Raw genomic sequence first — 21,428 nt, 5'->3', positions numbered from 1 at the left:
GCCCGAAAGGCCGCGCCGCCTTCGTTCCGCCCGCCCTTCCCTTTTGTCACAATTTCGTGCAACAGCGACGCGATGACATCATCATCAAATCGACCCGAGATCACCGACCCCGCCGCCCTTGTCGAGGGCATCATCGCCGAACTTCAGGACAGGTTCCGCGCGTCGGTCTCCAATCTCAAATCCGCCATCGCCGCCTATGTCCGCGACCGCACCTTGCCGCCGGCCGATGCCGCCGCGAAGGGCCTGTTCGACTATCCCGCGATCCGCCTCACCACGACGGGCGAGCAGCGCGAGGGGCAGAAGGGCCATAATCTCGCCTTCGGCCGCTTCGAGCGCGCGGGCGAGTTCATCACCACGGTAACGCGCCCCGACCTCTTCGCCGATTATCTGCGCGAACAGCTCATGCTGCTCGCGCACCATTACGACATCACGCTCGAAGTGACGCGAACGGGGCAGCAGATCCCCTTCCCCTATGTGCTCGACGCCAGCGACGGCTCGGACATGGGCGGCGTCACCCCGCTCGAACTCGCGCGCCACTTCCCGACCACGGAACTGGCCGACATCGGCGACGAACTCGCCGACGGCCTGTTCGGGCAGGATCCCGCCGCCGACCAGCCGCTCGCGCTGTTCGACGCGCTCCGCACCGATTTCAGCCTCGCGCGCCTTCGCCACTATACCGGCACCGCGCCCGAGCATTTCCAGCGCTACATCCTGTTCACCAACTATCACCGCTACGTCGACGAATTCGTCGCCTGGGCGGGGGCGCAGGTCGGACAAGGCCGCTACACCGCACTCGCGGGCGCCGCAGGCCTCTATGTCGACCAGCCCGGCATCAACGCGAGCGCGCTCGTCGCCGACAGCGCGTGGCGGCGGCACCAGATGCCCGCCTATCACCTGATCGCGCCCGACGGCGGCGGCATCACGCTCGTCAACATCGGCGTCGGCCCGTCGAACGCCAAGACGATCTGCGACCATCTCGCGGTCCTGCGGCCCGAGGCGTGGCTGATGATCGGTCACTGCGGGGGGCTGCGCCCCAGCCAGCGGATCGGCGACTATGTACTCGCGCACGCCTATCTCCGCGACGACCATATCCTCGACGCGGTGCTGCCGGTCGCGATCCCGATCCCGCCGATCGCCGAAGTGCAGGTCGCGCTCGCGACCGCCGCCGAAGCGGTGTCGGGCGCCACCGGCGCCGACCTCAAGAAGCGCATGCGCACCGGCACCGTCGTCACCACCGACGATCGCAACTGGGAACTGCGCTACACCGACAGCGCGCTGCGCTTCTCGCAGTCGCGCGCGATCGGCATCGACATGGAATCGGCGACGATCGCCGCGCAGGGCTACCGCTTCCGCGTCCCCTACGGCACCCTGCTGTGCGTCAGCGACAAACCGCTCCACGGCGAACTCAAGCTGCCCGGACAGGCGAACCGCTTCTATGAGGAAGCGATCGCCGCGCACCTCCAGATCGGCATTCGCGCGTGCGAGACGATGCGCGACGAGGGCGCGAAGCTCCACAGCCGCAAGCTCCGCGCATTCAACGAGCCGCCGTTCAGATGAGCGGGGCGCCGGACCGCTCGCGCTCGGTCGTCGGCCGCGTCGCGATCGTCACCGGCGCCGCGAGCGGCATGGGCCGCGCGACCGCGCTGCTCCTCGCAGGCGAGGGCGCGAAGGTCGCGGTCACCGACCTCGACCTCGCGGCCTGCGACGCCGTCGCAGCCAAGGCCGGGCCGAATGCCAAAGCCTTCGTGCTCGACGTCGCCGATGGCGAGGCGATCAAGGCGACGGTCGCCGCCATCGCCGCACATTTCGGCGGCATCGACATTCTCATCAACAACGCCGGCGTCTCCGGCTTCTGCCCGCTCGATGCCGACGACGAATATGAGGCGATCTGGCACCGCGCGATTGCGGTGATGCTGACCGCGCACCAGCGCATGGTGCGCGCCGCGCTGCCGTTCCTGCGCCAGAGCGACGCCGCGCGCATCGTCAACATCGCCTCGACGGAGGGCCTGGGCGCGACCCCCGGCGATACGCCCTATGTGGCGGCGAAGACCGGGGTCACCGGCCTGACGCGCGGCCTTGCGGTCGATCTCGGCAAGGAGGGCATCACGGTCAACTGCATCTGCCCCGGCCCGATCCGCACCGGCATGACCGACAAGGTGCCCGAAGAGGACAAGGCAACCTTCGCACGGCGCCGCACCGCGCTTCGCCGCTATGGCGAACCCGAAGAGGTCGCGCATGTGACGCTCGGCCTCGTGCTGCCCGCGGCAAGCTATATCACCGGCGCGGTGATCCCGGTCGACGGCGGGCTGACGGCGCGCAATGCATAGCGCTTGCGCTACCGGATAACGGACGCCGCATCCTGAACGATCATCGTCGCCATCGCGGCAAGCCCGTTGGGGCCCTTGCCCCGCGCCACCGGCCAGCTCAGGTTCAAGGTAACCGGCTTCCCGACGATCTCTTTCCGGAAGAGCTGCATTTTCGCCGCGGGCGAAGGACTTGTGGTCGCCTGCGCCACCCATCCCGAACCCCGCTTGTTCAGTTGCTCCAACACCCCTTCATGGCTGTCCGGAGCATCGAAGCTCGCCACACGGCATGCCAAGGGTGCGCGGGAAAAGACGATATAGACGACGCCCGCGGCGCCCTCGACGCTGCCTTTGTATACATGGGCCTGCTGCCCGAGCATGAGCATGTTGACCTTGGCCTCGTCTCCCGATGCGGACATGTAGAAGCCGCGCTGCGAAAAGGGGCCCGGCTTGTCCGGATCGGACTTTTCACCCGTCAGGGCGCCGGTATAGACGGCCTCGCACGCCATGACCCCCTTTTCGAAAGCGACCGAAGCCGACGGAAATGTGATCGGGTTGACGGCGGCGGCATTTGCCTGGCCGACGACCGTCAGTGCAAGGGAAAGTGCCGCCAGCGTCATTCGCAAACGATAGCAATGCCGTTCAAGGAAAGCATCAGGAGTAATGCGCCATCCCGGGCTTGGCCCGGAATGGCGCCTTTTCGTGTGTCGGCAGCGTCGGCCTACGCCACCGCGCCTGCCCGGTAGCGCGGAGCCACATCGCGGCGGGACAGGTTCGGCCCCATCGCCAGCCGCGCGGCAAGATAATCCTTCCACTGGCCTTCATCGGCCAGCGGGGGGATCGTCACTTCCTCGCCGCGATCGAGGCCGAGCAGGGCCGCATCGACGAGGTCGCCCGCGTCCATGATCATTTCCGCGGGGAAGGCGTCGATATCCTTGCCCGAGCGCTCCCAGATCTCGGTGCGCGTCGCGCCGGGCAGCACCGCCTGCACATGGAAACCCCGCTCGCGGCCGTTCGCCGCCAGCGCGTGGCTGAGGTTGAGCAGGAACGCCTTCGACCCGCTGTACACGCCCTCGAACATTTCGGGGGCGAGCGCGAGCACCGAGGCGATATTGACGATCGCGCCCTTGCCGCGCGCGCCGAACGCCTTGCCCGCCGCGATGCCAAGCCGCGCTGCGGCGGTGATGTTGAGCGCGATGATCGTCTCGATCTCGGCCGCGCTATTCTCCAGCGTGCCGCCATTCAGCGACATGCCGGCGTTGTTGACGAACAATGTGATGTTCGCGTCGTCGATCAGCCTTTGCTCGATGCGCGTCACATCGCCGTTTTTCGTGAGGTCGGCGACGATCACATCGACCGAGACCCCGGTTTCGGCGCGCAGCTTCGCGGCGAGGTCTTCCATCTGCGCGCCGTTGCGTGCGACGAGGATCAGGTCGTGCCCGCGCTTGGCGAGGCGGTCGGCATAAACGGCGCCAAGGCCGGTCGAGGCGCCCGTGATCAGGGCCGTTCCGGTGGGAGTAGTCATATCATTGCTCCTTGTGAGGCGGCCCCAAAACGGGAAGCATACGGGTCGCTTGCAAAATGATAGTAACTGCCCCATATGACTTCAATGAGCGAGCATGAAAATAATTTGGGAACCTGTCCCGTCGACCGCGGGCTGATGCGCGTCGGCGACCGCTGGAGCATGCTCGTGCTGCGCGATATCGAGCGCGGGCTGACGCGCTACGAGCAGCTTCGCACCAGCCTCGGCATCGCGCCGAACATATTGTCGCGGCGACTGTCGGCGCTCACCGACGCGGGATTGATCGAAAAAAGCCGCTACAGCGAGCGCCCGCCGCGCGACGAATATCTGCTCACCGATGCCGGGCGCGATTTCCTGCCGATCCTGATGGCGATCGGCGCGTGGGGCCGCAAATATAACGGCGGCGGCGCGCTCAGCCGCCACCTTGACGCCGAAACGGGCGAGGTGGTGCGCCCGGTCGTGATCGACGCCAACAGCGGCGCGCCGATCGGGTCGCGCCCGCTTCGCTTCGAATATCCGGAGTAGTCGTCGCTACTTGTACATGCCCTCGCGCAGATTGATGCCATATTCGGTCCACGCCTTCAGCGCGCAGAGCATCTGCGACCACCCCTGGCAATTGCCGTAGGACGCGCCGAGCGCGCCCTGATTCTCGCGCCAGCCTTCCTCGGCGATCTCGACCAGGGTGCGCCCGTCGTCGAGGCCCTTGAAGCTCATGGTCACGCGCGTGCGGTAATCGGCGTCCTTCGGTTCGCTGCCCTCGACGTTGTGCGCCTCGCCTTCGCTCGCCTGCCATTCGAGGACGATCTTCTCGTCGGGCACGACCTCGATCACCCACACCGGAAAGGCGCCGGGAAAATCGTGGAAATCCCACTCCACCGTCGCGCCGGTCTCGAGCCGGCCCTTCGCGCCGCCGGTCGTGAAATAGTTCGACAGCTTCGCGGGGTCGGCGACCGCCTCGAACACCTCGTGCACCGGCTTCGCAATCCGCGCCGCGACCCTGAATTTCAGCTCCATGTCGATTCTCCGCTTGAGTCGCCCTTCATTATGTTATAATTATGTAACATGTCAATTCACGACCAGTTCGACGCGACCTTCAAGGCGCTCGCCTCGCCGATTCGGCGGCAGATACTCGACGATCTCAGGGACCAGCCGCTCACTACCGGGATGCTCTGCGCCCATTTCGCCGACATCGACCGCTGCACAGTGATGCAACATCTGAAAGTGCTGGAGGATGCCGGGCTGGTCATCGCCGAACGCCGTGGCCGCGAGCGCTGGAACCATCTCGACGCGATACCCATTCAGGACATCCACGACCGCTGGATCGGCCCTCACGCCGCCGCCGCGACCGCACGGCTCGCCCGCTTCAGGCTCGCGATGGAGCATGAGGTCGCCGGGAGCGATCGCTGAAGCGGCCGGTCGGGACGGCCGATCCGCAAGACAAGGATGATGACGATGACCGAAGTGCTGGACGAGGGGCCGTTCTTTCACGGCACAATCGCGGATTTGCGCGTCGGCGATTTGCTGACCGCGGGATTCCGGTCGAACTATCGTCCCGAAGTGGTGATGAACCACATCTATTTCACGGCCATTGTCGACGGTGCGGGACTGGCCGCCGAAATCGCGGCGGAACTCGCCGACGGCAGCGGGGTCCCGCGTGTCTATGCCGTCGAACCGACCGGGGCGTTCGAGAACGACCCGAACGTGACCGACAAGAAATTTCCCGGCAATCCCACGCGGTCGTATCGCAGCGACGCGCCGCTCAGGATCATCGGCGAAATCACGCATTGGGCCAGATTGACGCCCGAAGCACTACGGATGTGGAGGGAGCGACTGGTCGCGCTGCGCTCGGACGAACGGGGCGAAATCATCAACTGACGCGCGCCGATACGCATCTCGCGCCCGTGACAATCCCGACGACAAGGGGGCCGGGAATCGCTTCCCGGCCCCCTTTTTGATCATCCTTCCCGGCGTCTTACCACCCCTGCGGCTTGCCCTTGTTCTGCTCGTCGAGCCATTTCTTCAGCGGCGCGAAATAGTCGGCCATCGCCTTGCCCGACATTTCGCGGCTGCCGGTGAAGGCCTGCAGCGCGTCGGGCCACGGCTTCGACGCGCCCATTTCGAGCATCGCGTTCAGCTTCGCGCCGACCTCCTTGTTGCCGTAGAAGGAACAGCGGTGGAGCGGCCCCTTCCACCCCGCCTGCTTGCACGCCGCCTGATAGAACTGGAACTGCAGCACGCGCGCGAGGAAATAGCGCGTGTAGGGCGTGTTGCCGGGGATGTGGAACTTCGCGCCCGCGTCGAACGCGTTCGCCGGCCGCTCGCCCGGCGGCGTGATGCCCTGATATTCCTTGCGCAGGTCGGTCCACGCCTTGTTGTAATCGGCGGGCTGGATCGATCCGTCGAAGACACCCCAGCGCCAGCGGTCGACGAGCAGGCCGAAGGGCAGGAAGGCGACCTTGTCCATCGCCTGCCGCAGCAGGAGGCCGATATCCTTGTCGGCGCTCGGCACCTTCGCCTTGTCGAGCAGGCCGATGTCGACGAGATATTGCGGGGTGATCGACAGCGCGACGAAATCGCCGATCGCCTCGTGGAAGCCGTCGTTCGCGCCGTTGAGGTAGAGGAACGGCTGCTTGTTATAGGCGCGCTGGTAATAATTGTGCCCGAGCTCGTGGTGGATCGTGATGAAGTCGTCGGCGTTCACCTTGATGCACATCTTGATGCGGATGTCGTCCTTGTTGTCCACGTCCCACGCCGAGGCATGGCACACGACCTCGCGGTCGGCGGGCTTCAGGAACTGGCTGCGCTTCCAGAAGGTTTCGGGCAGCGGTGCCATGCCGAGCGACGAATAGAAATTCTCGCCCGCCCTGACCATGTCGAGCGGGGCCTTGCCCTGCGCGGTCAAAAGGTCGCCGATGTCGTAACCGAGGTCGCCGGTCCCCGCGGGCGCGACGAGCGGGTAGATATTGCCCCATTCCTGCGCCCACATGTTGCCGAGGAGGTCGGCGCGGATCGGGCCGGTCTTCGGCTGCACCGCATCGCCATATTTCTCGTTCAGTTTCCAGCGGACATAGGTGTGCAGCGCCACATAGAGCGGCTTCATGTCCTGCCAGATCTTCTCGGTCAGCTTGGCGAATTCCTCGGGCGGCATGTCATAACCCGAACGCCACATCGCGCCGGTGTCGGCGAAGCCCAGTTCCTTCGCGCCCTCGTTGGCGATGCCGACCATCTTCGCATAGTCGTCCTTCATCGGCGCGCCGACCTTGTCGTGCCAGCTCGTCCACATCTCGGCGAATTGCGCCGGCGTGTTCTGGAGGTTGCCCATCTCGGCCTCGATGTCCGATCCCGAGATTTCCTTGCCGTTCAGCGTCCCGCGACCCTTGCCGTACTGCGACTGCAGATCGGTCGCGATCGTGTTGAGCTCGGTCGCCGCGCCCGGGGTCGTCGGCGCGGGTAGCACGATGCCGGTGCGCAGGATGTCGAGCTTGCGCTTCGTGTCGGCGCTCAGCCCCGCGACGTTCATGTATTTCGCGGCCTCGAGCGCATATCTGACCGACTTTTCGGTGCCGACCGCGTTGATCCGCGCCGCCATCGCATCGGTGTCCTCGGTGATATAGGTCGAATTGACCCAGTTCACCTGGCTCGCCTCGACCGTATAGTCGAAGAGATCCTTTTCGACCCCGGCGATGAAGGCATCGGCGTCGGCAGCGGTGGGGGCGGCGGCAGGCGCGGCAGCAGGCGCGGCTTGCGCAAACGCGGGGGTCGCCACCGCGAGCGACAGGGCAAGCGACAGCGTCGAAATCATGGCTTTCATGGGTGCGTCCTCTGGATATTCTGACAGCGCTCTCTGGCGCATGGGAACAGCTAGGCGCTCGGCGCGAGTCCGGTCAAGCCGCCAGAAAGGCGGCGATCGCCTCACCCAGCGCGGGTTCGGTCACGCTCGACATATGCGTCCCCGGAATCGTCGCCAGCCGCGCGTCGGACAGCGCCGCGACCAGTTCCCCGGCCGACCCGTTGTCCTGATCCTGCTCGCCGCACACGACGAGCGTCGGCATCGTCAGCGCCGCCAGCATGTCGGGCGTCGTATCGGTGAAGCTGTCGAGCAGATGCCCCGCGGCGATCCGGTCGACCTTCATCGTCTTCATGAACTGGACCGACAGCCAGGTGTCGTCGCCGCGCTTCGCCGTCTCATATTCGGCGATCACCCGCTTGAAGAATTTCCCGCGCCGCTGCCAGCCGGCGAGCCCCGCGAGCCCCATGCCGCCGAGGATCAGCCGCCCCGGCCTCATCCCCGCGACGACCGCGCGCGCGCTCGTCCGCGCGCCGAGCGAGAAACCGCCGAGGTCGAAATCGTGGAGGCCCAGATGCGCGATCAGGTCCTGCAGATCATGGACGAGCACGTCGGGCGGATAATGCTCCTCCCCGTGCGGCGCGTCGCTCGCCCCGTGGACGCGCAGGTCGGGCATGATCACGCGATGGCCTTCGGACGCCACACGCGCCGCGGTGCCGAACTTGATCCAGTTGACCTCGGCGTTCGAGAAGAGCCCGTGGAGGAGAAGGACGGGCCGCCCCGCTCCCATCTCGCGCCACGCCAGCCGCACGCCATCGCGCGCTTCGAAAAATTGCGGTTCGTTCGTCATGCGCCGCGCTATGCGCCCTTCGCGCCCGCTTCGGCAAGCGCCGATCAGCGCGGACGCAGGCCCTTCTGCTCCATCCGCCACTTCGCCATTTCGATGCGGTCCTGCCCGAAGAAGGGTTCGCCGTCGAACACCAGCGTCGGCACCCCCCAATGGCCCGCGATCTCGAGCGCGACCTGATTGGCGGCGATCTCGGTGTCGAGTGTCCCGGCGTCGCTCACCGCCTCGGCATCGAGTTCGGCGAGATCGAGCCCCGCGCGCTTCGCCGCGCCCGCCAGATGGTCGCCGAGATGCCAGTCCTGCGCACCGCCCCAGATCAGCTGGCCGGTCTCGTGCGCGAAGGCGAGCCCCTTGCCGCGCCGCGCCGCCGCCTGTCCCAGCCGCGTCAGGCGATAGATATGGGGCTGCTCGGCCGCGATCGCGCGCGTCGCCAGATCCTGGACGATCGGGTCGGGGCGCGGCGGGCCGAAGGGAATGCCGTGGAACTGCGCGACGCGGATCATGTCGCGCACCGTATAGCTCAGCCAGTTCGGGTGATTGCGCTCGAAAAAGTCGGGCTGACGCACCGCGAGCGGATAGACCGGGCGCAGGTTGATCATGACGTCATGGCTCGCGGCGAGCGCGCGGTAGCGGCCGATCGCAAGATAGCTGTACGGCGAACGAAAGGACCAGAAAAGGTCGGCGGTCAAAGTCATCCCCACATCCTGCCCAAAAACATGCCCCACGCAAGCAGTGTAAAGAAAATTTACACCATATTCGAGGCTGTTGGCAATCCCGCAGTGCGGTTGAATATAGTAGCAATTGCTATTATATCCTATGACATGAGTGAACCGATCGGATTCCTGCTGAATGACACCGCGCGCCTGTTCCGGCGCGCGTTCAATGCGCGCACGCGCGACAGCGGCGTGACCGCGCTGCAATGGCGCATGATCACCTACCTCAAGCGCCACGAAGGCATCAGGCAGGGGCCGCTCGCCGAGCTGATCGAAGTCGAACCGATCACCCTGTCGCGTATGGTCGACCGGCTGGTCGAGGCCGGGCTGGTCGAGCGCCGCGCCGACCCCGCCGATCGCCGCGCCTGGCAGCTTTATCTGACCCCGCGCGCGGCCGAGTTGCTGAACGGCATCCGCCCCACCGCCGATGCGCTCACCGCCGACGCGATCGAGGGGTTGAGCGACGCCGAGACCGCGCAGCTGATCGATCTCGTCGAACGCGTCCGCGCCAACCTGTCCCGCCGCATCTGCCAAAAAGAAAAAGAGACCGCCTGATGGACCAGCTCTCCCCGTCGCGCCCGAAAGCCGAAAATGCGGCGCCGCCCAAGGCCGCGCCCAAGGCCGATCCGGTGCCTGCCCCCGCGCCCGGGGCCGAAACCGCCCCGAAGGCGGGCTGGCGCACGCGCCTCCTGATGTTCGGCCTGCCCGTGTTGCTCATTGCCGGCGGCGCCGGCTGGTGGCTGACGAGCGGCGGGTCGGTGTCGACCGACAATGCCTATGTCCAGATGGACAAGGTGTCGGTCGCCGCCGAAGTCGGGGGACGGATTACCGAAGTCGCCGTCCGCGACGGCCAGCAGGTCGCGAAAGGGCAATTGCTCTTCCGCATCGACGGCGAGCCCTATGCGCTGACCGTCGCACAGGCGACCGCGGCGATCGACGCGGCCGAGGTCGAGGTCGGCAATCTCGCGGCGAGCGCGAACACGTCGAGCGTCGACATCGCCGCCGCGCGCGAGGATGTGAAGTTCGCGCAGGTCACTTTCGACCGGCAGGCGGCGCTGATGGAAAAGGGCTTCACGACGAAGGCCGCCTATGACGCGTCGCGCCACGCGCTCAGCCTCGCGCGCGAGCAGGTGCGTCAGGCCGAAGCCGCTGCCGCCGAGGCGCGCACCAAGCTCGCTGCGGGCCCGTCGAGCGGCGTCAACCCGCAGGTCGAGGCGGCGCGCGTGCAGCGGTCGCAGGCTCAGGTGAACCTCGGCCGCACCACCGTCCGCGCGCCGAGCGCCGGACGCATCGCGCAGTCGGACCGGTTGCAGGTCGGCCAGATGATGGTGGCCGGGCTCCCCGCGGTCACCTTGGTCGATACCGCGCACCCGTGGGTCGAGGCCAATTTCAAGGAAACCGACCTCGCCGACATGCGCGTCGGGCAACGCGCGGAGATCAGCTTCGACGCCTATCCGGGCGTCAGGGTGCGCGGCCATGTGCTGACGATCGGCGCGGGCACCGGCAGCGAATTTTCGGTGCTTCCCGCGCAGAACGCCACCGGTAACTGGGTCAAGGTGACGCAGCGCGTTCCCGTGCGCATCGCCTTCGACGAAAAGCCGTCGCGCGACATGATCGCCGGGCTGTCGGCCGATGTGCGGGTGTTTACGAAGTAAGCTCCCGTGGCGAGCAACGCCCTTCCCCGCCGGCCATCCGCCGCGGCGCTCCCCGACGACGACAGCATCCCGCTGCACGAACGCGTGCGCTATCGCGGGCTGCTGACGGTCGCCGTCATGGGCGCGTCGATCATGCAGATTCTCGACACGACGATCGCCAACGTCGCGATCCCGCACATGCAATCGGCATTGGGCGCGACGAGCGAGACGGTGACGTGGGTGCTGACGAGCTATATCCTCGCCTCGGCGGTCGCGATGCCGATCACCGGCTGGCTGGCCGACCGCATCGGGCGGCGCGAATTGTTCATGGCGGCGGTGGTCGGCTTCATCATCGCGTCGATGGCGTGCGGCGCCGCGCAATCGCTTGAACAGATGGTCGCCTTCCGCTTCCTGCAAGGCGTGAGCGCCGCCTTCATCGGGCCGCTGTCGCAATCGGTGATGCTCGACATCAACCCGCCCGAACGCCACGCGCGCGCGATGTCGATCTGGGGCATGGGGATCATGATCGGGCCGATCCTGGGCCCGATATTGGGCGGCTGGCTGACCGAAAGCGTCAACTGGCGCTGGGTCTTTTACGTCAACCTTCCCGTCGGCCTGCTTACGCTTGCGATGATGTGGGCGCTGCTGCCCAGGACACGCAGCGTCACGCGGCGCTTCGACCTGTTCGGTTTCTCGATGCTCGCGCTGGGGCTCGCCGCCTTGCAGCTGATGCTCGACCGCGGCGCGCACCTCGACTGGTTCGACAGCCTCGAGATCTGGATCGAGCTCGGCGTCGCCGTCTCGTGCCTGTGGATGTTCATCGTCCATATGTTCACCGCGCGGGCGCCCTTGTTCAGCCGTCTGATGCTCGCCGACCGCAATCTCGTCACCGCGATGGGGTTCATGATCGTGATCGGCGTCGTGATGTTCGCGTCGATGGCGCTGCTGCCGCCGATGCTGCAGAATCTGTTCGGCTGGCCGGTGATCGACACGGGCGTCATCCTCGCGCTGCGCGGAATCGGCATCCTCGCCAGCATGTGGGTCGCGGGGCAATTGCTCGGCAAGATCGACGCGCGCTGGATGGTCGGCACCGGGCTGCTCATCGCCGCCTACTCGCTCTGGCAGATGAGCCACTGGTCGCTCGAAATGGGGATGCAGCCGGTGATCGTCAGCGGACTGGTGCAGGGGCTGGGCATGGGGCTGATCTTCATCCCGCTGAACACGATGGCGTTCGCGACGATCCGGCCGCAATATCGCACCGACGGGTCGAGCCTGCTCAACCTGTTCCGCAGCATCGGCGCGTCGGTCGGCATCTCGATCGTCACCACCCTGCTCGGCGCCAATATCCAGACGAGCCACGAGGACCTCGCCGCGCATGTCACCAACAGCTCGGTCGCGCTGCTCGACCCGTCGACCGCCGACCGGTTCGGCATCGCGGGCGACGCGGCGATGGCGATGGTCAATGCCGAGATCAACCGGCAGGCGGCGATGGTCGCCTATATCGACGATTTCTGGCTGATGATGTGGGTGACGCTCGCGTCGGTGCCTTTGGTGCTGCTGCTCCGCCCGCCCCGGCCGGGCGCGCCGAAAGCCTCGGCCGCCGACATGGGACACTAGCCCCGGCGGCGGCTATCAGACCAGCGCGCGATAGAGGCCGAAGGCGCTCGTCGCGGTCAGCACGATCCCGACCATCACCAGCATCAGCTTGGGCGAGAAACGCTTCGCCATCATCGCGCCGATCGGCGCGGCGACGACGCCGCCGATGATCAGGCCGAGCGTCGGGCCCAGAATCTCTTCGAAACCGAGATTCGCGATGAAGGCGATCGACACCGCCACCGCGAGGAAGAATTCGACGCTGTTGACCGTACCGACCACCTTGCGCGGCTCGCCGCCCTGGACGAGCAGGTTCGAGGTCACGACCGGCCCCCAGCCGCCGCCGCCCGCCGCGTCGAGGAAGCCGCCGATCACGGCGAGGGGCGCGACGACCTTGGGTTTCTCGATCTTCGGCGGATAGAGCAACCCGCGGACGAGCAGCCACACGCCGATCAGCACCAGATAGCCGAGCACGAAGGGCTTCACGACATCGGCGTGCAGCGACGTGAGGACATAGGCGCCGAGTACGCCGCCGATCACGCCGGGGATAAGCAGCCGGAAAAACAGCGGCCAGTCGATGTTGCGGTGGAACAGATGGCTGAGCCCCGAGGCGCCGGTCGTGAAGATTTCGACGACATGGATGCGCGCCGACGCGGTCGCGGGGGGAACGCCCAGAACCGCGACGAGCAAGGTGTTGCAGATGACACCGAACGCCATGCCGAGCGCGCCGTCGACGAGCTGCGCCGCGAACCCGATCAGGATGAATGGCAGGAGCGCGGTGAAGTCGATGGCCGCAAGTTCAGTCATATGTCATCCCAACCCTTTTGATTGAGAACGTGCTGCCGGGATTCGGCTGCGGGCGCCAGCCCAATTTTTCTGCGCGCGGCAAAGGGATTTGTTTCTGCGCCCGATCGATCCGCTCCGTCCCGGGGTCCGTACTCGATCAGCCGGCGATTTCGTCGGGCAGATATTCGCGCACATAATCGATGAAGGCGCGCAGCTTCGGCATCACCTGCTTGCGACCGGGATAATAGAGAAAGAGGCCCGAGGTCGCGGCGGCATGGTCGGTCAGCACCAGTTCGAGCTCGCCCGTCTGCACCATCGCCTTCGCCATCGGTTCGGCCATCATCCCCATCGCGACGCCCGTGCGGATCGCGACGAGCGCCGCGATCCAGTCGTTGACGATCACCGGGCCCGTGACGGCGATGTCATATTCGCGGTTCCCCCTCTCGAAGGTCCACGGCATCAGCGCGCCCGTCGTCAGGCGAAAGCGGATGCAGCGATGCTCGCGCAGCGCCTCGGGCGTTTCGGGGCGGCCATGCCGGTCGAGATAGGCGGGGGTCGCCGCGACGACGAAGCGGAAGGGGCCGGTCAGCCGCACCGCGATGACGTCGGCGTCGAGCGATTCCCCCATCCGCACCCCGGCGTCGAACCCGCCGGCGCTGAGATCCGACAAGGCGTCGTCGGCATATATTTCGAGCTCGATATCGGGATAGGTCTCGCAAAAGCCCGCGATGATCGGTTCGAACAAAGGTTGCACCGCGCCGCGCATCAGGTTGATGCGCAGCCGCCCCGCGGGCCGGTTGCCGAGGTTGCGCGCCGCCTCATAGGCATCGGCGAGCCCGGTATAGGCGGGGGCCGCGCGTTCGAGGAACATCTCGCCCGCCTGCGTCAGGCCGACGCTGCGCGTCGTGCGCATGAACAGCGGCGCGCCGACGCGCGCTTCCAACGCTTTCACGGTCTGGCTGATCGCCGAAGGGGAGACGCCGAGGTCGGCGGCGGCGGCCGAAAAGCTGCGCCTTTCCGCGACACGCAGGAAGGCTTCGATCCCGTCGAGCGCCCCATGGGGGATTGTTAAATCCTGCTTCAAAGCACTTGCAGATTATAGAGGATTATCTATCTGCGCAACCGCGCCTAAAAAGGTTGCACAAGAAAACGAAAGGAAACCTCTCCCATGTCCTATCAGCTCTCCTCTTTCCGCCGCTTTCCGACCGCCTTCGCCATCGTCGCCGCTTCGGGCCTCGCCTTCGCCGGCCTGATGGCTTCGACGAGCCCCGCTTACGCCCAGTCGGGCAGCGACTATCGCTGCGCCGGTCTCGCCGAACAGGCGCATGTCGCCGCCAGCGGCGTCGAAGGTTCCAAGCAGTCGAGCGCCAAGCGCTTTGTTTCGACCGGCAAGAAGCTGTGCGAAGCGGGCAACGAACGCGCCGCCGCCAAGCAGTTCCGCGCCGCGCTGAAGATCGCCGGCGTCGCCGAAGTCGAAACCGACAGCCAGATGGCCTCTCGTTAATATGGGGCGCTAAGACAGCCTGACACACCAATCTCCGGACCGTCCTCTCCCTCTCCCCGACGGATCCACAAGACTGGGGCGGCACCCGATACGGGGCCGCCCCATTTGTCTATGCGCGCCGCGCGGGTTAGGATGGCGCGTCATGACCGGCAAGAAACCCCGCCGCGAAACGCCGCCCGCCCGCTCCCCCGCAAGGGAAACGGTGCCGCTCTGCCGGTATGAAGAGCTGGCGATGCGCGAAAACCGCCTGCGCGAGGCCGCCGCCAAGCCCGAACCGCGCGACTAGATCCGCCGGTAGCGGAAGTACCAGACCTCGTGTCCCTGCGCGCGCGCCTTGGCCTCGTAGCGCGTTTCGGGCCAGCCACCGGGACGGACCTGAAAATCGCGCGAGTCGTTCGCCAGCCATCCGAACTGGTGGCGATGGTGGCGCATCACCATCAGCGCATGCCGGAGGTAGACCGGGTGGTCGGTGCCGAAACGGAACTCGCCGCCGGGTTTCAGCTTCGCCGCGATCAGGTCGAGCGGGCCGTCGTTCATCATCCGCCGCTTCGCATGGCGCGCCTTGGGCCAGGGATCGGGATGGAGCAGATAGGCGAAGGAGAGCGCGCCGTCGGGAATCCGCCGCAGCACCTCGAGCGCGTCGCCATGGTGGATGCGGACGTTGCCGAGCGGCAGGCTGGCGCCGTGATCGCCGGCGACATGGACCAGCGCCTGCGCGACGCCGTTGATGAAGGGCTCGGCGCCGATGAAGCCATGGTCGGGCAGCATGTCGGCGCGCCCCGCCATATGCTCGCCGCCGCCGAAGCCGATCTCGAAATGCAGCGGCTGGTCGGCGCCGAACAGCCGCACGGCGGTCACCTCGCCCTCGGCGGGCACCGCGATCTGCGGCAGCAGCGTATCGACCAGATCCTGCTGTCCCGCGCGCAGGGGCTTCCCCTTCGATCGGCCGTAGAGGCGGTTGAGGGTCGTCGGGTCGCCGGGTTTGTGTGCAGTCATGGCGCGCCCGTTAGCGCGCCGGGCCGGGGGCGGCAAGCGCCCCCCGCGCCATATCACGCCGCGAGCGCGGCCTTCAGCTTGTCGACCAGGTCGGTGCGTTCCCACGGGAAGGCGTCGCCCTCGGCCTTGCGGCCGAAATGGCCATAGGCCGCGGTCTGCCTGTAGATCGGCTTGTTGAGGCCGAGATGGGTGCGGATACCCTTCGGCGTCAGGCGCACGAGCTGCGGGATCGCCGCCTCGATGCGGCTTTCCTCGACGGTGCCCGTGCCGTGCAGGTCGACATAGATCGACAGCGGCTCGGCGACGCCGATCGCATAGGAGAGCTGGATCGTGCAGCGGCGCGCAAGACCCGCGGCGACGATGTTCTTGGCAAGATAGCGGGTGATGTACGCCGCCGAACGGTCGACCTTGGTCGGGTCCTTGCCGCTGAACGCGCCGCCGCCGTGCGGGCTCGCGCCGCCATAGGTGTCGACGATGATCTTGCGGCCGGTGAGCCCCGCGTCGCCGTCGGGTCCGCCGATCTCGAAACGGCCGGTCGGGTTGATGTGATAGACGGTATTCGCGGTGAGCAGCTCGGCCGGCAGCACGTCGGCGATCACGCCCAGTACATATTTGCGCAGTTCGGTGTATTTCGCTTCGTCGCCTTCGCCATTGTGGAAGAAATAACCCGGCGCGTGCTGCGTCGACACGACGATCGCGGTCGCCTCCACCGGGCGCTCGTTGGCGTAGCGCAGCGTGACCTGGCTCTTGGTGTCGGGCTCGAGGAAGGGCGCGGTGCCCGCCTTGCGGTCCGCCGCCATGCGCTCGAGGATCTTGTGGCTGTAATCGAGCGTCGCGGGCATCAGGTCGGGCGTCTCGTCCGATGCATAGCCGAACATGATGCCCTGGTCGCCGGCGCCTTCGTCCTTGTCGCCGCTCTCGTCGACGCCCTGCGCGATATGCGCCGACTGCGCGTGGAGATTATTCTCGAAGCGGAAGCTTTCCCAGTGGAAGCCCGACTGCTCGTATCCGATCTCGCGCACCGTATTCCGGACGGTGGCCTCGATTTCCTCGAGCGCACCCGGCGCCCACTCGCCATTTTCGAACACGCCCTTGCAGCGGATTTCGCCGGCGAGCACGACGAGCTGCGTCGTGGTCAGCGTCTCGCATGCCACGCGCGCTTCGGGATCCTTCGACAGGAACAGGTCGACGATCGAGTCGCTGATCTGGTCGGCCACCTTGTCGGGATGCCCTTCGGACACGCTTTCGGAGGTGAAGAGGAAGCTGTTGCGCATGGGAGACTTTCTTTGGATCGGATATAAAGAAAAGTTTATGTGGCCGCGCTGTTAGCGCCCGCGCCGGCGAAAGGCAATGGCCAGCGCGAGCAGCAGCAGCGCAAATCCGACCGGCAGCACGTTGCCGAAGCGCGCGAACGGCGTCGGCGCATGCGCGCGCGGGATGGTCGTGTCGATGCGCCCTGCGGCATGCATCGGCAGCGATTCGAGGATGCGGCCGTCGGCATCGATCACCGCGCTGATCCCCGTCGGCGTCGCGCGGATGACCGGCAGCCCCTCCTCGATCGCGCGCAACCGCGCCTGCGCCAGATGCTGCGGCGGCCCCCAGCTCCCGAACCAGGCGTCGTTCGACGGGTTGAAGATGAAATCGGGGCGGTGCGCGCGGTCGACGACCTGCCCCGAAAAGATGATCTCGTAACAGATCTGCAGCCCCGCGCGGCCGAAGGCGCCGAGGTCGAGCGTGTGCGGCCCCGGTCCCGGCCAGAAATCGATATCGCCCGGCGCCAGCCGCGACAGGCCAAGCGCCGACAGCACCGGCCGCATCGGCAGATATTCGCCATAGGGGACGAGGTGCGACTTGTCATAGCGCGGGCCGAGCGTACCGTCGGCGTGAACGGTCATCACCGCGTTGCGCGCGCCGACGACCTCGCCCGCCCGGTCGAGTTCGAGCTTGAGCGCGCCGAGCAGCATGACGTCGCCCGCGTTCATCAGCCGGACGATCCGCGCGCGCGCCTCGGCGGGCGAGCGGTCGTAATAGGCCGCGGGATAGCCGCGCTCGAGATAGTCGGGCACCGCCGCCTCGGGCCACAGGATCAGCCGCGGGGTGTCGTCCTTCGGGGTCGTCAGCCGCGCGAGCTTGGCGAAATTGGCGTCGGCCTTGCTCCCCTCCCATTTGTCCTGCTGGCCGACATTGGGCTGGACGACGGTGATGGGAATTGTCCCGACCGCCATCCGTGTTTCGGACGCCGGGAAGGGGCGGAAATAGACGAGCGCCATGAGGAGGGCGATCACGACGCCGGCGCCGAGCTGATAGAGAAGCTGCTGGCGTTCCGGTATTTCCGGAGGAGCCTCTCCGGCTGTTCGTCGTTGCAGATAGGGCAGCACATAAATCGCCGCGACGAGGACAACGAGACCTGACAAGCCGTAGGTCCCGATCAATTGCGCGGGCTGGGCAAAACCGATCGCAATCGCGCCAAGCGGGTTCCACGCAAAGCCGGTGAACACCCAACTGCGCAACCACTCTGTGAGGGTCCAGAGTCCCGCGAACGCCAGAATATAGGATGGTGCCGCGAGCCGCGCCGCGGGCTCGCCCCACCGGCGTATGGCCCACGCTCCCCACGCCGCCAGCGCCGGATAGACCGCAAGATAAAGCGCCAGCAGCACGACCGCGATCCACCCGAGCCACGCCGGCATCGCCGCCTGATAGGTGAAGGCGGTCGCGATCCAGTTCAGCCCGATGACGAAATGGCCGACGCCGAAGGCCCAGCCGACGCCCAGGGCACGCGATCCCTTGGGGCTCTTCGCAACGAGCGCCATCCAGCCCGCGAACGCGAGCAGGGTCAGCGGCCACAGGTGGAGCGGCGCGAACCCCGTCGCCGAAACGGCGCCGAGCAGCAGGGCGACAAGCTTTGGCCAGCGGTCGGCGAAAGCGGCGATGCGGGAGGAGGTCGCGGTCACGGCGCTGCTTTAGCCGCGTGCCGGCGAGCCCACTAGAGCATATATTTCATCCGGATCGACTGGCGCATGTCCCCCGCGACCGCGAAGCTCGCCGATCTGAAGCTCGGCGGGCCGACGGTGATCGCCGGGTTACGCGAGAAACCGAAACCTTCCTTCGGCAGGAAGATCGCCGTGTCCATCTTGTTGTTGCTGTTCTCGTCATGCACCACCGCGATCGCATAGGTGCCCGCCGCGGGCGCGTGGACCGCGAAATCGCCCGCGTCGGTCGCCTTCACCGCCATGCGCACCGACGCCTTGTCCTTGCTGCAATCGGGAAACGCCTTGGGATTGGTCGTGAGACAAACGAGCAATTGCCCCTTCGCGCTGCGCAATCCGGTGACGCTGACCTCAACGGTCGGCGGCGGCGCGCCGGCGGCGGTCAGCAGCAGCGGAAAAATCGCCCAGCCCGATATCCGTGCCGCACGCCTTGTCCCAGAAACGGAAATAAAGCCCATAATTCCCCCGATAGGCGGCATGATGCGCCTGATGATGCGTCGCGGTTATCAGCCATCGCCCCGCGGGTCCATGGACGAGCGCGCGGGGGAACATCTCCCACCCCATATGGTTGCCGACCCCCATCACGGTCATGATCGCGAGTATGAGGCCGAGCACCGCGACATGGACCGGGATCAGGAACACCAGCGCCGGGATGACGACGGCGCCGGTGATCGCCTCGACCGGGTGAAAGCTCATCGCCGCCCAGGCGGTCGGCGGGCGGCTGTCATGATGGACGCTGTGCGCGAGACGGAACCAGCGCGGCCGGTGCATCCAGCGGTGCGTCCAGTAGAACCATGTGTCGTGGAGGAGGAGATAGGCGAACAGGCTGACGGGCAGATACCAGAGCGGCCAAGCGTGGACGTCGGTATAGATGCGCGTCCAGCCATGCGTCTGCCAGCCCCAGGCGACGATGCCCGCCGGAACCCCGTAAATGGCGGCGCTCGCGAGGCTCCAGCCGATCTCGCGCTTCATCTGCGGTTCGAGCCCGCGATAGAGGCCGGGGTGCCGGAGCCGGGTCGCGAAGGCGAAGGCGCCGCTGGTGACCAGATAGCGTACGCCGACGATCGCGGTCATCGCGAGCGCGGAGAAAAGGATCGCCCAGCCGGTCATGGGGCAAGGCTAGCCGCTCGTCGCGGCGTTGCAATGGCTTTGCGCCCGCGCCTTCGCATGGCTAAGGCAAGGACATGGTGGGGCAGAGCAACGACAGGTGCGACATCGCGATCGTCGGCGGCGGGCTCGCCGGCGGGCTCGCCGCGCTCGCGCTCGCCCGGCAGCGCCCCGATCTCGACGTCCGGCTGATCGAACCCGGGCCGATCGGCGGCAACCATGTCTGGTCCTTTTTCGACAGCGATATCGCGAAGAAGGACCGCTGGCTCGTCGCGCCGCTCGTCCGCCATCACTGGCCGCGCTACGACGTCCGCTTCCCCGCGCACGCGCGCACGCTGCGCATGGGGTACAAGAGCATCACCGGCGAAGCGCTCGCCGACGCCGTGATGGCGGCGCTCCCCGCGGGGCATGTCATCGCCGACCGTGCGAAACATGTCGCGCCCGACCATCTGCTCCTGTCGCGCGGCGGGCGCCTGTCGGCGAAACATGTCATCGACGCGCGCGGCGCGGGCAAGTTTCCGGGCCTCGACTGCGGCTGGCAGAAATTCGTCGGGCAGGCGCTGACCATCCGCGGCGGCCACGGCATCGGCCACCCCGTCGTCATGGACGCCACCGTCGAGCAGGTGGGCGGCTATCGCTTCGTCTATCTGCTCCCCTTCGACGCCGAGACCCTGTTCGTCGAGGACACCTATTACAGCGACGAGCCCGACCTCGACGCCGACCTCGTCCGCGAACGCATCGCCGCCCATGCCGCGGCGCAGGGCTGGGAGGTCGCCGCGACGACGCGCGAGGAAAGCGGCGTCCTGCCCGTCGTGATCGCGGGCGATTTCGACCGGCTGTGGCCCGCGTCCGACCGCACGGCACGGATCGGCGTGCGCGCGGGGATGTTCCATGCGACGACCGGCTATTCGCTCGCGCACGCGGTGCGCACCGCATCGGCGCTCCCCGCGCTCGCCGATCGCGCCGACCTCCCTGCCATCCTCCGCCGGCGCGCCGCGACCGCCTGGCGCCGCCAGCGCTTCTATCGCATGCTCGGCGCGATGCTGTTCCGCGCCGCCGACCCGGACCGGCGCTACCGCATCTTCGAGCGTTTCTACCGCCTGCCCGCCGGGCTGATCGCCCGCTTCTACGCCGGGCGCTCGACAACCGCCGACCGGCTCCGCCTGCTCGTCGGCAAGCCGCCCGTACCGGTCGGCCGCGCGATCGCGGCGCTGGCGAGGCGCGACTGGCGATGAGCCGCCGCGCGGTCGTCGTCGGCGCGGGCTTCGGCGGGCTCGCGCTCGCGATCCGGCTCCAGTCGGCGGGGGTCGCGACCACCGTCGTCGAGGCGCGCGACAAGCCCGGCGGGCGCGCCTATCACTGGCAAAAGGACGGCTTCACCTTCGACGCCGGCCCCACGGTGATCACCGATCCGCCGTGCCTCCAGGAGCTTTGGGCGCTGAGCGGGCAGGACATGGCCGCCGACGTCGACCTTCTTCCCGTCATGCCCTTCTACCGCCTGCACTGGCCCGACGGGACGAACTTCGACTATTCGAACGACGAGGCCGCGCTGCGCGCCGAAATCGAAACGCTCCACCCCGCCGATGTCGACGGTTACGACCGCTTCCTCGATTATTCGCGGGGCGTGTACGAACAGGGTTATGTAAAGC

Annotated in this window: 25 protein-coding genes; 12 read left to right on the top strand and 13 right to left on the bottom strand. The window is 66.9% G+C overall.

Annotated elements, in window-relative coordinates:
- Nucleotides 1-72 precede the first annotated feature (72 nt).
- The gene (locus JHC57_RS11220) at nt 73-1,557 is read left to right on the top strand and encodes an AMP nucleosidase (RefSeq protein ID WP_294030093.1); all 1,485 of its coding nucleotides are present in this window, start codon (nt 73-75) and stop codon (nt 1,555-1,557) included.
- Entirely contained in the window at nt 1,554-2,327 is a 774-nt protein-coding gene (locus JHC57_RS11215; protein ID WP_294030092.1) for an SDR family oxidoreductase, read from the top strand. Before JHC57_RS11220 ends, JHC57_RS11215 begins: the two co-directional genes overlap by 4 nt.
- 8 nt (nt 2,328-2,335) lie before the next feature.
- On the opposite strand, the gene JHC57_RS11210 is transcribed toward JHC57_RS11215, so the two are convergent.
- Both JHC57_RS11210 and JHC57_RS11205 read right to left on the bottom strand, forming a co-directional pair.
- On the bottom strand, nt 2,336-2,923 hold the full coding sequence (locus tag JHC57_RS11210) for a hypothetical protein (protein ID WP_294030091.1): 588 nt from the start codon (nt 2,921-2,923) through the stop codon (nt 2,336-2,338).
- Between the two features lie 101 nt (nt 2,924-3,024).
- Complete coding sequence (locus JHC57_RS11205; RefSeq protein WP_294030090.1) at nt 3,025-3,828, bottom strand: SDR family oxidoreductase; 804 nt, start codon at nt 3,826-3,828, stop codon at nt 3,025-3,027.
- A gap of 105 nt (nt 3,829-3,933) precedes the next feature.
- On the opposite strand from JHC57_RS11205, the gene JHC57_RS11200 reads away from it, so the two are divergent.
- Nucleotides 3,934-4,350, top strand: coding sequence for a helix-turn-helix domain-containing protein (locus JHC57_RS11200; protein ID WP_294030089.1), 417 nt, complete (start codon nt 3,934-3,936; stop codon nt 4,348-4,350).
- A 6-nt stretch (nt 4,351-4,356) separates the two neighbouring features.
- On the opposite strand, the gene JHC57_RS11195 is transcribed toward JHC57_RS11200, so the two are convergent.
- On the bottom strand, nt 4,357-4,839 hold the full coding sequence (locus JHC57_RS11195; protein WP_294030088.1) for an SRPBCC family protein: 483 nt from the start codon (nt 4,837-4,839) through the stop codon (nt 4,357-4,359).
- A gap of 48 nt (nt 4,840-4,887) precedes the next feature.
- Here JHC57_RS11195 and JHC57_RS11190 point away from each other — a divergent pair, with 48 nt between their 5' ends.
- Together JHC57_RS11190 and arr are read left to right on the top strand one after the other, a co-directional pair.
- Entirely contained in the window at nt 4,888-5,232 is a 345-nt protein-coding gene (locus JHC57_RS11190; RefSeq protein WP_294030087.1) for a metalloregulator ArsR/SmtB family transcription factor, read from the top strand.
- A gap of 45 nt (nt 5,233-5,277) precedes the next feature.
- Nucleotides 5,278-5,700, top strand: a complete 423-nt coding sequence (gene arr / locus JHC57_RS11185; protein ID WP_294030086.1) for an NAD(+)--rifampin ADP-ribosyltransferase — start codon at nt 5,278-5,280, stop codon at nt 5,698-5,700.
- A 97-nt stretch (nt 5,701-5,797) separates the two neighbouring features.
- Here the strand turns inward: arr and JHC57_RS11180 are convergent, their stop codons facing one another.
- The 3 genes from JHC57_RS11180 to JHC57_RS11170 form a co-directional block, all read right to left on the bottom strand.
- Complete coding sequence (locus JHC57_RS11180; RefSeq protein ID WP_294030085.1) at nt 5,798-7,636, bottom strand: M2 family metallopeptidase; 1,839 nt, start codon at nt 7,634-7,636, stop codon at nt 5,798-5,800.
- Nucleotides 7,637-7,709: 73 nt separating this feature from the next.
- Nucleotides 7,710-8,462: an alpha/beta hydrolase gene (locus tag JHC57_RS11175; RefSeq protein ID WP_294030084.1), complete on the bottom strand. Its 753-nt coding sequence runs from the start codon at nt 8,460-8,462 to the stop codon at nt 7,710-7,712.
- Nucleotides 8,463-8,506: 44 nt separating this feature from the next.
- Complete coding sequence (locus JHC57_RS11170; protein ID WP_294030082.1) at nt 8,507-9,154, bottom strand: 2-hydroxychromene-2-carboxylate isomerase; 648 nt, start codon at nt 9,152-9,154, stop codon at nt 8,507-8,509.
- A 126-nt stretch (nt 9,155-9,280) separates the two neighbouring features.
- On the opposite strand from JHC57_RS11170, the gene JHC57_RS11165 reads away from it, so the two are divergent.
- From JHC57_RS11165 to JHC57_RS11155, 3 genes are read left to right on the top strand one after another with little or no spacing between them, the layout of a single operon-like run.
- Nucleotides 9,281-9,727 (top strand): MarR family transcriptional regulator, encoded by a 447-nt coding sequence (locus tag JHC57_RS11165; protein ID WP_294030081.1) that lies wholly within the window; start codon nt 9,281-9,283, stop codon nt 9,725-9,727.
- A complete protein-coding gene (locus JHC57_RS11160; RefSeq protein ID WP_294030080.1) occupies nt 9,727-10,827 on the top strand; it encodes an HlyD family secretion protein in 1,101 nt (366 codons plus the stop codon). Before JHC57_RS11165 ends, JHC57_RS11160 begins: the two co-directional genes overlap by 1 nt.
- Before the next feature lie 6 nt (nt 10,828-10,833).
- A complete protein-coding gene (locus JHC57_RS11155; protein ID WP_294030079.1) occupies nt 10,834-12,423 on the top strand; it encodes an MDR family MFS transporter in 1,590 nt (529 codons plus the stop codon).
- A 15-nt stretch (nt 12,424-12,438) separates the two neighbouring features.
- On the opposite strand, the gene JHC57_RS11150 is transcribed toward JHC57_RS11155, so the two are convergent.
- Both JHC57_RS11150 and JHC57_RS11145 read right to left on the bottom strand, forming a co-directional pair.
- On the bottom strand, nt 12,439-13,206 hold the full coding sequence (locus JHC57_RS11150) for a sulfite exporter TauE/SafE family protein (RefSeq protein ID WP_294030077.1): 768 nt from the start codon (nt 13,204-13,206) through the stop codon (nt 12,439-12,441).
- A gap of 136 nt (nt 13,207-13,342) precedes the next feature.
- Nucleotides 13,343-14,269 (bottom strand): LysR family transcriptional regulator, encoded by a 927-nt coding sequence (locus JHC57_RS11145; protein ID WP_294030076.1) that lies wholly within the window; start codon nt 14,267-14,269, stop codon nt 13,343-13,345.
- A gap of 84 nt (nt 14,270-14,353) precedes the next feature.
- On the opposite strand from JHC57_RS11145, the gene JHC57_RS11140 reads away from it, so the two are divergent.
- Both JHC57_RS11140 and JHC57_RS11135 read left to right on the top strand, forming a co-directional pair.
- Nucleotides 14,354-14,689, top strand: coding sequence for a hypothetical protein (locus JHC57_RS11140; protein ID WP_294030074.1), 336 nt, complete (start codon nt 14,354-14,356; stop codon nt 14,687-14,689).
- Between the two features lie 142 nt (nt 14,690-14,831).
- Nucleotides 14,832-14,975, top strand: coding sequence for a hypothetical protein (locus JHC57_RS11135; RefSeq protein WP_294030073.1), 144 nt, complete (start codon nt 14,832-14,834; stop codon nt 14,973-14,975).
- On the opposite strand, the gene JHC57_RS11130 is transcribed toward JHC57_RS11135, so the two are convergent.
- From JHC57_RS11130 to JHC57_RS11110, 5 genes are read right to left on the bottom strand one after another with little or no spacing between them, the layout of a single operon-like run.
- Nucleotides 14,972-15,685 (bottom strand): tRNA (guanosine(46)-N(7))-methyltransferase TrmB, encoded by a 714-nt coding sequence (locus JHC57_RS11130; protein WP_294030072.1) that lies wholly within the window; start codon nt 15,683-15,685, stop codon nt 14,972-14,974. The two genes, JHC57_RS11135 and JHC57_RS11130, sit on opposite strands and share 4 nt — an antisense overlap.
- 53 nt (nt 15,686-15,738) lie before the next feature.
- Entirely contained in the window at nt 15,739-16,959 is a 1,221-nt protein-coding gene (gene metK / locus JHC57_RS11125) for a methionine adenosyltransferase (RefSeq protein WP_294030071.1), read from the bottom strand.
- Nucleotides 16,960-17,010: 51 nt separating this feature from the next.
- Nucleotides 17,011-18,636 (bottom strand): apolipoprotein N-acyltransferase, encoded by a 1,626-nt coding sequence (lnt, locus tag JHC57_RS11120; protein WP_294030069.1) that lies wholly within the window; start codon nt 18,634-18,636, stop codon nt 17,011-17,013.
- Between the two features lie 32 nt (nt 18,637-18,668).
- Nucleotides 18,669-19,058, bottom strand: coding sequence for a DUF2141 domain-containing protein (locus JHC57_RS11115; protein WP_294030100.1), 390 nt, complete (start codon nt 19,056-19,058; stop codon nt 18,669-18,671).
- Nucleotides 19,024-19,782 carry a sterol desaturase family protein gene (locus tag JHC57_RS11110; RefSeq protein WP_294030068.1) on the bottom strand — a complete coding sequence of 253 codons (759 nt, stop codon included), beginning with the start codon at nt 19,780-19,782 and terminating at the stop codon, nt 19,024-19,026. Before JHC57_RS11110 ends, JHC57_RS11115 begins: the two co-directional genes overlap by 35 nt.
- 74 nt (nt 19,783-19,856) lie before the next feature.
- Here JHC57_RS11110 and crtY point away from each other — a divergent pair, with 74 nt between their 5' ends.
- On the top strand, nt 19,857-21,014 hold the full coding sequence (gene crtY / locus JHC57_RS11105) for a lycopene beta-cyclase CrtY (RefSeq protein WP_294030067.1): 1,158 nt from the start codon (nt 19,857-19,859) through the stop codon (nt 21,012-21,014).
- A partial coding sequence (locus tag JHC57_RS11100) for an FAD-dependent oxidoreductase (protein ID WP_294030066.1) occupies nt 21,011-21,428 on the top strand: 418 nt, incomplete at its 3' end. The genes crtY and JHC57_RS11100, both read left to right, overlap by 4 nt.

This window comes from Sphingopyxis sp., from assembly GCF_016463645.1.
Lineage (GTDB): Bacteria > Pseudomonadota > Alphaproteobacteria > Sphingomonadales > Sphingomonadaceae > Sphingopyxis.
This window is presented reverse-complemented; position numbering and strand designations above follow the sequence as displayed.

What these genes read in the sequence shown, in the direction of transcription:
- JHC57_RS11215 (WP_294030092.1), top strand. Translation starts at nt 1,554, where the DNA reads ATGAGCGGGGCGCCGGACCGCTCGCGCTCGGTCGTCGGCCGCGTCGCG.
- JHC57_RS11205 (WP_294030090.1), bottom strand. Translation starts at nt 3,828, where the DNA reads ATGACTACTCCCACCGGAACGGCCCTGATCACGGGCGCCTCGACCGGC.
- JHC57_RS11170 (WP_294030082.1), bottom strand. Translation starts at nt 9,154, where the DNA reads ATGACTTTGACCGCCGACCTTTTCTGGTCCTTTCGTTCGCCGTACAGC.
- JHC57_RS11110 (WP_294030068.1), bottom strand. Translation starts at nt 19,782, where the DNA reads ATGACCGGCTGGGCGATCCTTTTCTCCGCGCTCGCGATGACCGCGATC.
- JHC57_RS11195 (WP_294030088.1), bottom strand. Translation starts at nt 4,839, where the DNA reads ATGGAGCTGAAATTCAGGGTCGCGGCGCGGATTGCGAAGCCGGTGCAC.
- JHC57_RS11175 (WP_294030084.1), bottom strand. Translation starts at nt 8,462, where the DNA reads ATGACGAACGAACCGCAATTTTTCGAAGCGCGCGATGGCGTGCGGCTG.
- JHC57_RS11190 (WP_294030087.1), top strand. Translation starts at nt 4,888, where the DNA reads ATGTCAATTCACGACCAGTTCGACGCGACCTTCAAGGCGCTCGCCTCG.
- JHC57_RS11180 (WP_294030085.1), bottom strand. Translation starts at nt 7,636, where the DNA reads ATGAAAGCCATGATTTCGACGCTGTCGCTTGCCCTGTCGCTCGCGGTG.
- JHC57_RS11160 (WP_294030080.1), top strand. Translation starts at nt 9,727, where the DNA reads ATGGACCAGCTCTCCCCGTCGCGCCCGAAAGCCGAAAATGCGGCGCCG.
- arr (WP_294030086.1), top strand. Translation starts at nt 5,278, where the DNA reads ATGACCGAAGTGCTGGACGAGGGGCCGTTCTTTCACGGCACAATCGCG.
- metK (WP_294030071.1), bottom strand. Translation starts at nt 16,959, where the DNA reads ATGCGCAACAGCTTCCTCTTCACCTCCGAAAGCGTGTCCGAAGGGCAT.
- JHC57_RS11165 (WP_294030081.1), top strand. Translation starts at nt 9,281, where the DNA reads ATGAGTGAACCGATCGGATTCCTGCTGAATGACACCGCGCGCCTGTTC.
- JHC57_RS11135 (WP_294030073.1), top strand. Translation starts at nt 14,832, where the DNA reads ATGACCGGCAAGAAACCCCGCCGCGAAACGCCGCCCGCCCGCTCCCCC.
- JHC57_RS11220 (WP_294030093.1), top strand. Translation starts at nt 73, where the DNA reads ATGACATCATCATCAAATCGACCCGAGATCACCGACCCCGCCGCCCTT.
- JHC57_RS11150 (WP_294030077.1), bottom strand. Translation starts at nt 13,206, where the DNA reads ATGACTGAACTTGCGGCCATCGACTTCACCGCGCTCCTGCCATTCATC.
- JHC57_RS11140 (WP_294030074.1), top strand. Translation starts at nt 14,354, where the DNA reads ATGTCCTATCAGCTCTCCTCTTTCCGCCGCTTTCCGACCGCCTTCGCC.
- JHC57_RS11130 (WP_294030072.1), bottom strand. Translation starts at nt 15,685, where the DNA reads ATGACTGCACACAAACCCGGCGACCCGACGACCCTCAACCGCCTCTAC.
- JHC57_RS11210 (WP_294030091.1), bottom strand. Translation starts at nt 2,923, where the DNA reads ATGACGCTGGCGGCACTTTCCCTTGCACTGACGGTCGTCGGCCAGGCA.
- crtY (WP_294030067.1), top strand. Translation starts at nt 19,857, where the DNA reads ATGGTGGGGCAGAGCAACGACAGGTGCGACATCGCGATCGTCGGCGGC.